Origin of the sequence: Accumulibacter sp. (assembly GCF_016789985.1) — a bacterium.
Classification (GTDB): Bacteria; Pseudomonadota; Gammaproteobacteria; order Burkholderiales; family Rhodocyclaceae; genus Accumulibacter.
Map to the genome: position 1 here is coordinate 1 of NZ_JAEUOL010000041.1, position 11,594 is coordinate 11,594.

At 63.2% G+C, this 11,594-nt stretch carries 11 protein-coding genes; 7 read left to right on the top strand and 4 right to left on the bottom strand.

Going from position 1 to position 11,594, the window contains the following annotated elements; all coding sequences use genetic code 11:
- Nucleotides 1–144 precede the first annotated feature (144 nt).
- A complete protein-coding gene (locus JNK99_RS02295; protein WP_291848061.1) occupies nucleotides 145–678 on the top strand; it encodes a phage virion morphogenesis protein in 534 nt (177 codons plus the stop codon).
- A gap of 113 nt (nucleotides 679–791) precedes the next feature.
- Here JNK99_RS02295 and JNK99_RS02300 read toward each other — a convergent pair whose 3' ends face one another.
- Both JNK99_RS02300 and menB read right to left on the bottom strand, forming a co-directional pair.
- A complete protein-coding gene (locus JNK99_RS02300; protein ID WP_291848063.1) occupies nucleotides 792–1,625 on the bottom strand; it encodes an enolase C-terminal domain-like protein in 834 nt (277 codons plus the stop codon).
- Between the two features lie 111 nt (nucleotides 1,626–1,736).
- Entirely contained in the window at nucleotides 1,737–2,576 is an 840-nt protein-coding gene (gene menB, locus JNK99_RS02305; protein ID WP_291848067.1) for a 1,4-dihydroxy-2-naphthoyl-CoA synthase, read from the bottom strand.
- Nucleotides 2,577–2,703: 127 nt separating this feature from the next.
- Between menB and JNK99_RS02310 the strand changes: the two genes are divergently transcribed.
- The 5 genes from JNK99_RS02310 to JNK99_RS02330 are packed head-to-tail and all read left to right on the top strand — an operon-like array spanning nucleotide 2,704 to nucleotide 9,727.
- Complete coding sequence (locus JNK99_RS02310) at nucleotides 2,704–2,904, top strand: hypothetical protein (protein WP_291848069.1); 201 nt, start codon at nucleotides 2,704–2,706, stop codon at nucleotides 2,902–2,904.
- Between the two features lie 9 nt (nucleotides 2,905–2,913).
- Nucleotides 2,914–5,679, top strand: a complete 2,766-nt coding sequence (locus tag JNK99_RS02315) for a sensor histidine kinase (RefSeq protein ID WP_291848072.1) — start codon at nucleotides 2,914–2,916, stop codon at nucleotides 5,677–5,679.
- 36 nt (nucleotides 5,680–5,715) lie between these two features.
- Nucleotides 5,716–6,084, top strand: a complete 369-nt coding sequence (locus JNK99_RS02320; RefSeq protein WP_291848075.1) for a response regulator — start codon at nucleotides 5,716–5,718, stop codon at nucleotides 6,082–6,084.
- Nucleotides 6,085–6,087: 3 nt separating this feature from the next.
- A complete protein-coding gene (locus tag JNK99_RS02325) occupies nucleotides 6,088–8,283 on the top strand; it encodes an exonuclease domain-containing protein (RefSeq protein WP_291848079.1) in 2,196 nt (731 codons plus the stop codon).
- Nucleotides 8,264–9,727 carry a DUF294 nucleotidyltransferase-like domain-containing protein gene (locus tag JNK99_RS02330; protein ID WP_291848081.1) on the top strand — a complete coding sequence of 488 codons (1,464 nt, stop codon included), beginning with the start codon at nucleotides 8,264–8,266 and terminating at the stop codon, nucleotides 9,725–9,727. The genes JNK99_RS02325 and JNK99_RS02330 overlap by 20 nt, the downstream gene beginning before the upstream one ends.
- Here the strand turns inward: JNK99_RS02330 and JNK99_RS02335 are convergent.
- Together JNK99_RS02335 and JNK99_RS02340 are read right to left on the bottom strand one after the other, a co-directional pair.
- Entirely contained in the window at nucleotides 9,724–10,161 is a 438-nt protein-coding gene (locus JNK99_RS02335) for a thioesterase family protein (RefSeq protein WP_291848084.1), read from the bottom strand. The genes JNK99_RS02330 and JNK99_RS02335 overlap by 4 nt on opposite strands.
- A 46-nt stretch (nucleotides 10,162–10,207) precedes the next feature.
- Nucleotides 10,208–10,387, bottom strand: a complete 180-nt coding sequence (locus JNK99_RS02340) for a hypothetical protein (protein WP_291848086.1) — start codon at nucleotides 10,385–10,387, stop codon at nucleotides 10,208–10,210.
- 115 nt (nucleotides 10,388–10,502) lie between these two features.
- On the opposite strand from JNK99_RS02340, the gene gcvA reads away from it, so the two are divergent.
- Nucleotides 10,503–11,459 carry a transcriptional regulator GcvA gene (gcvA, locus tag JNK99_RS02345; RefSeq protein ID WP_291848089.1) on the top strand — a complete coding sequence of 319 codons (957 nt, stop codon included), beginning with the start codon at nucleotides 10,503–10,505 and terminating at the stop codon, nucleotides 11,457–11,459.
- The last annotated feature ends 135 nt before the right edge of the window (nucleotides 11,460–11,594 follow it).

The window sequence follows — 11,594 nt, forward strand, 5'->3', positions numbered from 1 at the left end:
CCTACCCGGCGCTGGTCGACGGCGAGGATGATCCGGACTATGAGTTTGGCGGTCCGGTTGCCGGGTACGACCCCACGCCGACGGTGCTTACTGAAGATCAGCTGATTTACTAGGCCAGCAAGAAAGTTCACGGCGCCAGGACAGATGATCCAGATCACCCCCACCGATACCGGGGTCCACGCCGAACTCGCGCGCCTGGTTCATGCCCTAGACAACCCACGGCCAGCGCTGAAGGCGATCGGTGAGTTATTGGTGGAATTCACCAAGACCCGTTTCGAGGTTTCGCAAGACCCCTACGGCAATCCGTGGGCGCCGAATGCCGATACCACGCTGCGCCGGATGTTGCACAGCAACGCCAAGAACTTCACGAAAAGCAAAGGCCATCTGTCGGCGCGAGGGCAGCGGGTGCTGTCTTACAAGAAGCCGTTGATTGGCGAGTCGAAGTCTCTGTCCACGCAGTTCGCTTGGCGGCTGGTCGGCAATGGCGTCGAGATCCGTCCGACGGTGATCTACGCGGCTATACAGCAGTTCGGCGGCAAGAAGGCGGACTTCCCCCACCTGTGGGGCGACATACCGGCGAGGCCGTTTTTCCCTGATGCGGCTCGTGGGCTTCCGCCAGGGCTTTCCCAGCGGATTCAGCAGGTGCTGTCTGACTATATTGCCGGCGCCAAGTCCTGATATTCCAGTTCTACTGAACGGCTATTTTTGGTCCTTCCGAGCATTTCACCTCGCGCAAGAAACTTGCATCCCCGTCCCACCTAAACCCGCCACAAACCACCTCGTCCCACCAATTATCGCGCTCCCGCACCTTCATTTATCGCGCACACCCCCAGAACGGTGCGCCGCTGGAGGAGGGTGGCGAGACTGAAGTGCGCGGTCGACTCGTCGAGACCGATGCTGATTGATGTGCCGGCTTGCAGACGCTGCAGTTGTGCGAGATCCGGCGCGGTCAGCGGTTCCTCGATCATCTCCACCGGCAGGTCGGCACAGGCGTGCAGGAAGCGCAGCGCATCGTCGAAGCGCCAGGCGCGATTGGCGTCCAGGCGCAGTGCGACACCGCTCGGGAGGAGAGCGGCGATCTGCCGCAGGCGGTCGATCTCGTGCTCGATCGCGGTCACCCCGAGCTTGAACTTGAGCACCTGAAAGCCTTCACTGCAGGCGGCAAGGATCTCTTCGTCGCGGCTCAGGCCCAGGCCGCCCAGTGCTGCATTGAGGCGTACGGCAGGCGGCGGCCCGGGTGGCATGGCTGCTGGCCGCGGGTCGCACAGGTAGGTCGCCAGGGGCAGACCAGCCTCCTGGGCGAGCAGGTCGAGCAGCGCGCTTTCGACGGCGCAGCGCGCTGCCGGCGTGACGCAATGGTCGGCGCACTCGAGCGTGGCGAGGGCGTCCTGGGCAGACCGCCCGAGCAGGCGTGGCAGCAACGCGCGCAGCGCGCCCTGCGCCGCGGTTGCGCTCTCGGTGCCGCTGCTCGGCAACACTGCGCAGTCACCGTAGCCAAAGGCGTTGTGGTTGGTGGCGAGGCGTAGCAGCCAGCCCTGGCGCTCGCACAGGCCGCCGGCGGCGGTCTGCCAGGTGGCGCGTAGCGGCAGGCAATAGCGATGTACGCTGACACGGCTGATCTTCATCGCGCGCAACCGGCCGATCCAGCGGTAACACGGCCGGCGCAGGCAGCGATCGGGGGCACGCGGGACCTCCGGTCGAGTCCAGTGGTGTCGAGCCTGCCGCTCGAGTCGAGATCAGGGACGTCGCCGGTAGCGCGAGAAATCCGGCGCCCGCTTTTCCAGCCAGGCATTGCGTCCTTCCCGGCCTTCCTCGGTCATGTAGAAGAGGCCGGTGGCGTTACCGGCGAGTTCCTGAATGCCGGCCAGGCCGTCGGTGTCGGCGTTGAAGCCGGCCTTGATCATGCGCAGTGCCATTGGCGAGAGCTGCAGCATCTCGCGACACCAGCGCACCGTTTCCTCCTCCAGTTCGACAAGTGGCACGACGGCATTGACCAGTCCCATCGACAAGGCTGTCGTTGCATCGTACTGTCGGCAGAGCAGCCAGATCTCCTTGGCCCGCTTCAGGCCGATTGTGCGGGCCATCAGGCCGGCGCCGAGTCCGGCATCGAAGCTGCCGACGCGCGGGCCGGTCTGTCCGAAGCGGGCGTTGTCGGCCGCGATGCTCAGGTCACAGACGAGATGCAGCACATGACCACCGCCTATAGCGTAACCGGCAACCATCGCCACTACCGGTTTCGGGCAGCGGCGAATCTGCATCTGCAGGTCGAGCACATTGAGGTGCGGCATACCCGACTCGTCGTGGTAGCCCCCGTCGTCGCCGCGCACGATCTGGTCACCGCCGGAGCAGAATGCCTGGTGTCCGGCACCGGTGAGGATGATGACGCCGATGCCGGGATCGAACTGTGCGCGATGCATGGCGTCGATCAGTTGTTGAATGGTTTCGGGTCGAAAGGCATTGCGCCGCTCGGGCCGATTGATGACAATGCGGGCGATACCTTCGGCAAGATCGTAACAGATGTCGGTGTAGGCATTGCTGGCAGGGAGCGGTTGCCAATCGAGGGCGGGGCGAATCATTGGCGTGGTTTCCTCGGCGATGTGGGGACGGCGGGCAGTATAGCGGGTGACAATGGCCGATTGATGGTGGCAGCGAGCGCCGAGTGTGGTGCCGACTCCTGTCATCGGTTCTGGACGGGAGGCTGGGATGCATCGCAGGGTACTGGCGGGAGATCGACTGATCGCGGCTTTCCTGGTTGGCTGTGTACTGTTCAACTATCCGCTGCTGTCGCTCTTCGACCGGCCGACGGAAGTGTTCGAGATTCCCCTGGTGTTTGCCTATGTCTTCTTCGCCTGGGCGGTAGTCATCGCCCTGATGGCCTGGGCCATCGAAGGCCGCTTCAGGTAGACGGCAGCGATGCTCGAAGCACCCGTACTGATTGCCGTCTCGCTGATCTACCTGGGTTTGCTGTTCGCGGTCGCCTGGTGGGGCGACCGGAGTGCCGATCGCGGGCGATCGCTGATTGCCAATCCGACCATTTATGCCCTGTCGATGGCAGTGTATTGCACGACCTGGACCTTCTACGGCAGCGTCGGGCGCGCCGCCGTATCGGGCATCGGTTTCCTGCCGGTCTATCTCGGTCCGACGCTGGTCATGGCGCTCGGCTGGACCGTGCTGCTGAAGATGATCCGTATCGTCAAGGCCAACCGCATCACCTCGATCGCCGACTTCATTTCCTCGCGCTACGGCAAGAGCCATCTCCTCGGCGGCCTGGTGACGGTCATTGCAGTGGTCGGCATCATTCCCTACATCGCGCTGCAACTCAAGGCGGTTTCGAGCACGGTTGGTCTGCTCTTGAGCTACCCCGACATCGTCATGCCGCACCGCAGCCCGACGATGTCGGTGGCGGCCGACATCAGCTTTTACATTGCCCTGATCCTGGCAGCGTTCACCATCGTCTTCGGTACCCGCCATCTTGACGCCACCGAGCGTCATGAAGGCATGGTGGCAGCCATCGCGCTCGAGTCCGGGGTCAAGCTGGTCGCCTTTCTGGTGGTCGGCGTGTTCGTCACCTACGGTCTGTACAACGGCTTCGGCGACATCTTCGAGCACCTTGCAACCCATCCGGAACTGCAGCGCCTGGCGAATGCGATTCCTTCAGGTCAGGGCTACACCGGCTGGTTCTCGCTGATCGTTCTCTCGGCAATGGCGGTGCTTTTTCTGCCGCGCCAGTTCCAGGTCGCGGTCGTCGAGAACGTCAACGAGACACATCTGAAGCGCGCCGCCTGGCTCTTCCCGCTCTACCTGTTTCTGATCAACATCTTCGTGCTGCCGATTGCGCTCGGCGGGCTGCTGCATTTCGCGGGGCAGGGGGTCGATGCGGATACCTTCGTACTGACATTGCCGATGTCGCAGCGGCAGGAAGGGCTGACCCTGCTGGTCTTCATTGGCGGCCTGTCGGCGGGTACCGGGATGGTCATCGTCGAGACGATCGCCCTGTCGACCATGGTCTGCAACGATCTGGTGATGCCCGTGTTGTTGCGTCGCCGGCGGCTCGCACTGGAGGAGTCGAAGGATCTTTCCGGGCTGCTGCTGGGTATCCGGCGCGGGGCGATCGTCGTCATCCTGCTGCTCGGCTACCTGTACTTCCGGCTCGCCGGTGAGGCCTACGCACTGGTTGCCATCGGTCTGATCAGTTTCTCCGCGGTGGCCCAGTTTGCGCCGGCGATGATCGGCGGCATGTACTGGCGGGGCGGCACGCGGGGCGGCGCACTGGCTGGTTTGACGGCCGGCTTCATGGTTTGGGCCTACACTTTGTTGCTCCCGTCGTTCGCCAAGTCAGGCTGGCTGCCGGATGGTTTTCTGACCCTGGGCCTGTTCGGGATCGAGCTGTTGCGACCACAACAACTTTTCGGACTGAGCGGCATCGACGAGATTTCCCATTGTCTGTTCTGGAGTTTCCTGGCCAACATCGGCGCCTATGTCGGCGTCTCGCTGCTGCGTCCGCCGATGGTCGCCGAGGCGACCCAGGCAACGGTTTTCGTCGATGCGCTCAAGGAGACCGGCCCGGTCGGTGCGGTGCTCTGGCGCGGTCGGGCGAAAGTCAGCGATCTGCAGGAACTGGTCGGACGTTTTCTCGGTCCAGCCAGGGCTGAGGTCGCTTTTGCCGGCTTCGCCCGCCGGCACGGCGCGGACCACCATGACAAGCTCGAGGCCGATGCGCAACTGGTGCAGTTCGCCGAATCGCTGCTCGCAGGTGCGATTGGCAGTGCCTCGGCACGAGTCATGGTGGCCTCGGTGGCCAAGGAAGAGCCGCTCAGCATCGAAGAGGTGATGCACATCCTCGACGAGGCGTCGCAACTGCGCACCTATAGCCGGGAGCTGGAACGCAAGTCGCGTGAGCTGACCGCGGCGACGCTCGAGTTGCGAGAGGCCAATGAACGCCTGCAGGAGCTCGATCGGGTCAAGGACGACATCATGTCCTCGGTGACGCACGAGCTGCGTACGCCGCTGACTTCGATCCGTGCCTTCTCGGAGCTGCTGCGCGATGACCCGAAGATGCATCTGCCCGATCGGGAGCGCTTTCTGGGCTTGATCGTCAGCGAGACCGAACGCCTGACCAGACTGATCAACCAGACCCTCGATTTGGCGAAGATCGAGTCCGGGCGGGCGGACTGGAATGCCTGCGAACTCGACCTGAAGGAAGTCGTCGAGCAGTCCATCGCGGCCACCAGCCAGCTTTTTCGCGAGAAAGGGGCGCACGTCGAACTCGATCTGCCCGATAATCTGCCGCTGATTCTCGCCGACCGTGATCGTCTGATCCAGGTGATGCTCAATCTGCTGTCCAACGCCGCGAAATTCCTGACTCCGGGTAGCGGGAGGATTCGTGTCGGCTTGCGCATGCTGGCAGAGGCGCTGGAGGTGAGCGTGACCGACAACGGGCCGGGAATCCGACCGCAGGACCAGGAGCTGATCTTCGAGAAATTCCGCCAGGTCGGCGACACGATGACCGCCAAACCGTCGGGTACCGGTCTCGGGTTGCCGATCAGCCGACGTATCGTCGAGCACCTCGGTGGGCGGCTGTGGGTGGAAAGCGTGCCAGGGGAGGGCGCGACCTTTCTGTTCACCCTGCCCTTTGCTCCACTGCGGGAGTGGGCGGCCGAGCAGGAAGCTCTCGGCTAGCGTTTCTGGCGTGGTTGATTGATGATCGGAGAAGTGATGAGCAAAAGAATACTGATTGCCGACGACGAGCAAAACATCGTCATTTCGATCGAATTCCTGCTGCGCCGGGAAGGGTTCGAGGTGCTGGTGGCGGGCGACGGCGAGGAGGCTCTGGCCAAGGTGCGTGGTGAACGGCCGGATCTCGTGCTGCTTGACGTGATGATGCCCAAGATGAATGGCTTCGACGTCTGTCAGGCCTTGCGCGCCGATCCCGATCTTGCCGGCACGCGCATCCTGATGCTGACCGCCAAGGGACGCGACACCGAGGTGAGCAAAGGCCTTGGGCTGGGGGCCGACGGCTACATGACCAAGCCCTTCTCGACCAAGGAGTTGCTCGCCGAGGTGCGTAAACTGCTCGGAATGTAGCACATGAAACCGGTTCGCAGGCTCGTTCTTGCCGCACTTGCGGCAGGCCTCTTCGTGCTTGCCCTGATCGTGGCGACCGCTGGCCTGATGCTGGCCGGGGAGCCTGGCGCAAGTGGCAGCGGCAGGTCACCGGAAGAGAGAGTGGTGGTCCTGCTGGTGCTTCTGCTGGTTGCCCTGGCCTTCAGTGGCTGGGTGATCTACCGTCTGTACGAATTGTATGCGAGTGCGCCGCTGCGCATGGCCGAGGAAGTCATGGCAACGCTGGCGCACATTGGCCTGCGGGTCGGCGAACATGGCGCGGCAGAACTGCATGTTCTGGGCCAGGCGGTCAATCAATTGCTTGCCCTGCGCGAAGCCAGCGAGAAGGACGTCGCCGAGCGGGTGCGCGAGGCGCGCGCCTCACTCGAGGAGGAACGGAGCCGTCTGGCCGCGCTGATGGCCGATTTGAGCCAGAGCGTCGTGGTCTGCAATCTCGACGGCCGGGTGCTGCTCTACAACCAGCGTGCGAAGCAGGAGCTATCAGCCGGCCCCGATGGCGGCAATGCCGAATTGCTCGGTCTAGGACGTTCGATCTACACGGTGTTTGATCGGGGATTGATCGGTCACGCGCTGGAGCGCCTGCAGCAGGCTGGTGGCGAGCGGCCGGAGGCGGACAGCCGGGCCCGGGTCGGCGCCACCCAGTTCGTTACCGCGACTCCAGCGGGCCGCCTCTTGCGTGCCCACATGTCGCCGGTCCTCGGCGGAGGTGGCCCGCACCATGCACAGGTGGGCGGCTTGTCGATTACCGGGTTCGTGCTGGTGCTGGAGGATGTGACCAGCACCAACGAGCGCCATGCCCGGCGCGACGCGCTGATCCAGTCGCTGATCGAGGGCGGGCGCGGACCGCTCGGCAGCATCCGCGCCGCAGCGGAAATGCTTTCCGATTTCTCCGACATGCCCAGCCAGCAGCGGGATCGCTTTCTGCGCGTCGTCCGTGACGAGGCGGGGGCGCTGTCGGCACAATTCGAAAAAGCGTCGAGTGCCTTCTCGAATGATCTGCGCGAGCGCTGGCTGCTGGAGGAAATGCTGGGTGCCGAACTGCTTGGCGTGGCGGCACGCCGTATCGGCGAGCGGCGCTCCAGTGAGCGTCGGGCACTGGCCGTGAAGACCGAGAGGGTGGACGAGGAACTCTGGCTGCGGGTGGACAGCTTTGGTTTGCTGCAAGCCCTGCGCTACCTGGCGCTGCGCCTGCAGGACGAATACGAGGTGCGCGAGGTGCGCCTGTCGCTGACGCGCAACGGGGTGCTGGCGCAACTCGACCTCTCCTGGCTCGGGACCTTCATGAACAACGAAGCGGCAATGAGCTGGCTGCAGGATCCCATGGCCACTGCCGGCGAGTCGTCACCGCTCAGCGTCACCGATGTGATCGAACGCTGCAACGGCGACATCTGGTTTCAGCGTGAAAGGGTTTCGCATCGTGCCTTTTTCCGTACCATGCTGCCAGCCGCCGAGGCACCCAAGGATCTGCCGCGGGCGATCATTGCCGCGGCCGAGGGCGAACGCCCCGAGTTCTACGATTTCGACCTCTTCGGCTGGTCGGCTGCCAGCCACGAACTCGATGACCGGCCGCTGGCCGAGCTTTCGTATACGGTGTTCGATACCGAGACCACCGGCCTGCAACCGTCGCAGGGCGACGAAATCATTCAGATCGGAGCAACGCGCATCGTCAACCGCCGCCTGCTTCGCCACGAGTGCTTCGATCAGCTGGTCGACCCGCAATGCCGGTTGTCACCGCAATCGATCGAGGTGCACGGCATTACGCGCGAACTGCTGGTCGGGCAGCCGGTCATCGATGTCGTCTTGCCGAAGTTCCACGCTTTCTGCGCCGATACCGTTCTGGTTGGCCACAACGCGGCTTTCGACATGCGCTTCCTGCAGCTCAAGGAACAACAGACCGGTGTGCGCTTCGAGCAGCCAGTGCTTGACACCCTGCTGCTCTCGGCCATCCTGCATCCCAACCAGACGACGCACCGTCTCGAGGCGATTGCCGAGCGCCTCGGCGTATCGGTATTCGGGCGCCACACGGCGCTTGGCGACGCGATCGTGACCGGTGAAGTCTTTCTGAAGATGCTGCCCCTGCTCTCGGAGATGGGGATCAGGACGCTGCGCGAGGCACGGGAAGCCAGTCAGAGGACCTTCCATGCCCGCCTCAAGTACTGAGTCGGCGGTCAGCATCGCACCGTTTTCGCCCTACATCGCGTTGCGCCATCTGGTGCGTGGCGAACCGCTGACGGTCGGGCCGGCCGCGACCATCCGTGAAACCCTGCTGCTCCTGGACAGGGTGCGCGCCGACGCGGTGGTGGTGGTCGACGAAAACAGCCGTGTGCCGCTGGGAATCATCACCCTGCACGATGTGGTGCGGCGCATTGCGATCGAGGCCTGCGATCTGCAGGCACCGGTGGCGGCCGTGATGACCAGCGGCCTGATTACCGTACCGGCGGACGGCACCGCGCACCAGGCGAGTGTCGTGATGGTGCGGCGTGGCGTGCGCCACCTGGTGCTGACGGAAGTCGATGGCAGTTACTTCCATCTGGTCTCACAGACTGATCTGCATGCTTTGCCCGGCGCACAGAATGGCGACCTGGTGGACTCCATCCTGGCGGCACGTGATCTCACAGCCCTGATTGGCCTGGCGGGACAAATCCGGCGCTTCGTCGCGCGCCTGGTCGACGAAAGGGTCAGCGCCGAGGTCCTGTGTCAGCGCATTTCTTCGCTCAACGACCTGTTGACCCTGCAGGTGATCGAGCTGATTGCCGGCCAGTTCGACCTGCCCTACGTGCAATGGTGCTGGCTGGTGTTTGGTTCCGAGGGCAGGCTTGAGCAGACATTGGCCACCGATCAGGACAATGGGCTGATCTTCGTCGCCGAATCGGAGGATGAGGCGCCGAAACTGCGCGACGCCTTCCTGCCGTTCGCCCGCGCGGTCAATGAGGCGCTCGATGCCTGCGGGTTTCCCCTGTGCAAGGGCAACATCATGGCCGGTAACCCGCAGTGGTGTTTGTCGGCTGACGAATGGCGGATGGCTTTTGCCGACTGGCTGGAGCATCCGCAACCCGAGGCCTTGCTCAACGCCAGCATCTTTTTCGATCTGCGTGCCCTCTATGGGCAGGAAAGCCTGGCCACCGATCTGCGCAACTGGCTCCTGGGACGGGCATCATCCTATCCGATCTTCATGCGCGCGATGGTCGAGAACACGCTGAACTGGGAGTCGCCCCTCACCTGGTGGAAGGGTTTCCGCTACGATCGGAACAAGGACTTTCCGCATACCATCGACCTCAAGAAACATGGCTCTCGGCCGTTCGTCGATGCCGCGCGGATTTACGCGCTGGCCCTGCAGATACGGGACACCAGTACGATCGAGCGCTTGCGCGTCATGGGCCAGCGAACCGGCATGGTGGCTGACGAACTGGCCGCGCTGATCGACGCCTTCCAGCACATCCAGCGTCTGCGGCTCGGACACCAGGCAAGCCGCCTCGAAACGGCAGTTTCCAACCGGGTGAATCCCGACGATCTGCACGAACTGGACCGCTTGATCCTGCGGGAATCACTGAAACAGGTGCAGAATCTGCAGAAACGCTTGACCCGCACCTACCTGCCGGCCTAGGTGGCGCTTGCTGCAGCGGCGTTCTGGCGGAAGTTCTCGGGTACGGCTGCCGGTTTGCGCGCCGTGTAGTCGAAGAAGACGATCCCGGTCTTGCCGCGGGCGACTTCGCGCTGACCTGCCTTCTCGCTCATCTGCCAGAGCAGGTTGCAACCCTTGCCGGAAAAGTCGGCGGCAGTCATGCGCACCACCATCACCTCGCCATGGAAGGCTTCGGACTTGTACTGCACTGCCGCGTCGGCAATGACAATGCCCAGACCTTCGACATCGAGTTCGCTGTAACCGAGCGACTTGAAGAAGCGCGCCCGCGCTTCCGAGACCACCGACAGCAGCAGCGCATTGTCGAGATGGCCGGCGTAATTCATGTGGCTGACGTAGAGCGCGATCTCGGTCGAGAAGGCGAACTGCCCGGGTAGGTTGATCTGAACGCGCGGCATGGTATGGTCTTCAGGCAAAGACCATCATTCTAAGCGCTGCGGGTGATCACTGGCGGGCGGTTGGCGACATCAGCAGGGCATGCAGGAATCTGTCGGTCCACCTGGCCAGCCAGCGCAAGGCTTGGCGAGCGGCGGCAACAGCCATGTCGCCAGCGGCGATGCTGCGCTGGTAACGCGCACGTTCAACAATCGTCATCATCTGTTCGCGGGTAAGGTCGGTTTTCATTTGCTTCTTTCTGGAGTTGGTCTCGCTATCCGAGACTGCAGCGCCACTTTATTTGTTTGCCGGGAGGCCGGCAAACGATCAAAAATCAGTCAATACGTGAGAATATCTCATCCATATGACCTATCGTTTGCCTCCTCTCAACGCATTGCGAGCCTTTGAAGCGGCGGCCCGCCATCTGAGCTTCAAGGACGCGGCCACCGAGCTTTCGGTGACGCCGACCGCGATCAGTCACCAGATCCGTGGGCTGGAGGACTATCTCGGCTTCGCGTTGTTCCGGCGCTTGACGCGCGCCCTGGAATTGACGCGCGAGGGCCGACTGATGTTGCCCAGGGTGCGCGAGGGCCTGCAATGCTTTGCCGCGGCAATCGAGAGCACGCGCCAGCACCAGACTGGCGGGCGGCTGCTGGTGACGACACCGCCGGCTTTCGCCAGCCGCTGGCTGATTCGCCATCTGCCTGGGTTTACTGCCGAACACCCCGAGGTGCAGATCCACATGTCGGCCTCGATGGAGACGATCGATGCGCGGGATGCGGCAAACGTTTCGGGGCTGGCGGGAATCGATGTGCGCGACGACGAGACCGAAGTGTTCATCCGCTTTGGTCGTGGCCAGTACGCCGGCTGTCGCGTCGATCGCCTGTTTTCGCCAGCCTATGCCGTGGTGTGCAGCCCGCGCCTGTTGTTTGCCATGCGACCGCTCACTGTTCCGGCAGATCTGCGCTGGCACAATCTGCTCCATGACGAGTCGATCATGGAACTGCTGGATCGTCCGAGCTGGGGGGAATGGCTGCATCTCGCCGGCGTGCTTGGCATCGACCCGGATGCCGGAACCCATTTCAGTGACCCGGGCCTGGTCCTCTCGGCAGCGATCGACGGTGTCGGCATTGCCCTGGCTTCGAAACCGCTGGTCGAAGCGGAGGTGGCTGCTGGCCGTCTGGTACAGCCTTTTGATCTGGTCATCCGGCGGACACAGGCCTATTATCTGGTGGTCCCCGAAGCAGTAGCCGATCGTCCGATCGTCGATGCCTTTCGTCAGTGGTTGCGGCGCGAGGCAGCAAAGGTGGCCGAGCAATGACGAAACGGCAGCGCAACTTCTTTTCTGTAAAAGCCCCCAAGGGATTCCATCGGGATATAGCCATCAGTCATTCAGGTTGAGGTAGATTTTCCCGGTCATCCATTCCTCGTCGCATTCTGCCAGAAGGGCGGAGAC

Excerpts from the sequence above, each read along its gene's own strand:
- JNK99_RS02295 (WP_291848061.1), top strand. The coding sequence starts at position 145 with ATGATCCAGATCACCCCCACCGATACCGGGGTCCACGCCGAACTCGCG.
- JNK99_RS02300 (WP_291848063.1), bottom strand. The coding sequence starts at position 1,625 with ATGAAGATCAGCCGTGTCAGCGTACATCGCTATTGCCTGCCGCTACGC.
- menB (WP_291848067.1), bottom strand. The coding sequence starts at position 2,576 with ATGATTCGCCCCGCCCTCGATTGGCAACCGCTCCCTGCCAGCAATGCC.
- JNK99_RS02310 (WP_291848069.1), top strand. The coding sequence starts at position 2,704 with ATGCATCGCAGGGTACTGGCGGGAGATCGACTGATCGCGGCTTTCCTG.
- JNK99_RS02315 (WP_291848072.1), top strand. The coding sequence starts at position 2,914 with ATGCTCGAAGCACCCGTACTGATTGCCGTCTCGCTGATCTACCTGGGT.
- JNK99_RS02320 (WP_291848075.1), top strand. The coding sequence starts at position 5,716 with ATGAGCAAAAGAATACTGATTGCCGACGACGAGCAAAACATCGTCATT.
- JNK99_RS02325 (WP_291848079.1), top strand. The coding sequence starts at position 6,088 with ATGAAACCGGTTCGCAGGCTCGTTCTTGCCGCACTTGCGGCAGGCCTC.
- JNK99_RS02330 (WP_291848081.1), top strand. The coding sequence starts at position 8,264 with ATGCCCGCCTCAAGTACTGAGTCGGCGGTCAGCATCGCACCGTTTTCG.
- JNK99_RS02335 (WP_291848084.1), bottom strand. The coding sequence starts at position 10,161 with ATGCCGCGCGTTCAGATCAACCTACCCGGGCAGTTCGCCTTCTCGACC.
- JNK99_RS02340 (WP_291848086.1), bottom strand. The coding sequence starts at position 10,387 with ATGAAAACCGACCTTACCCGCGAACAGATGATGACGATTGTTGAACGT.
- gcvA (WP_291848089.1), top strand. The coding sequence starts at position 10,503 with ATGACCTATCGTTTGCCTCCTCTCAACGCATTGCGAGCCTTTGAAGCG.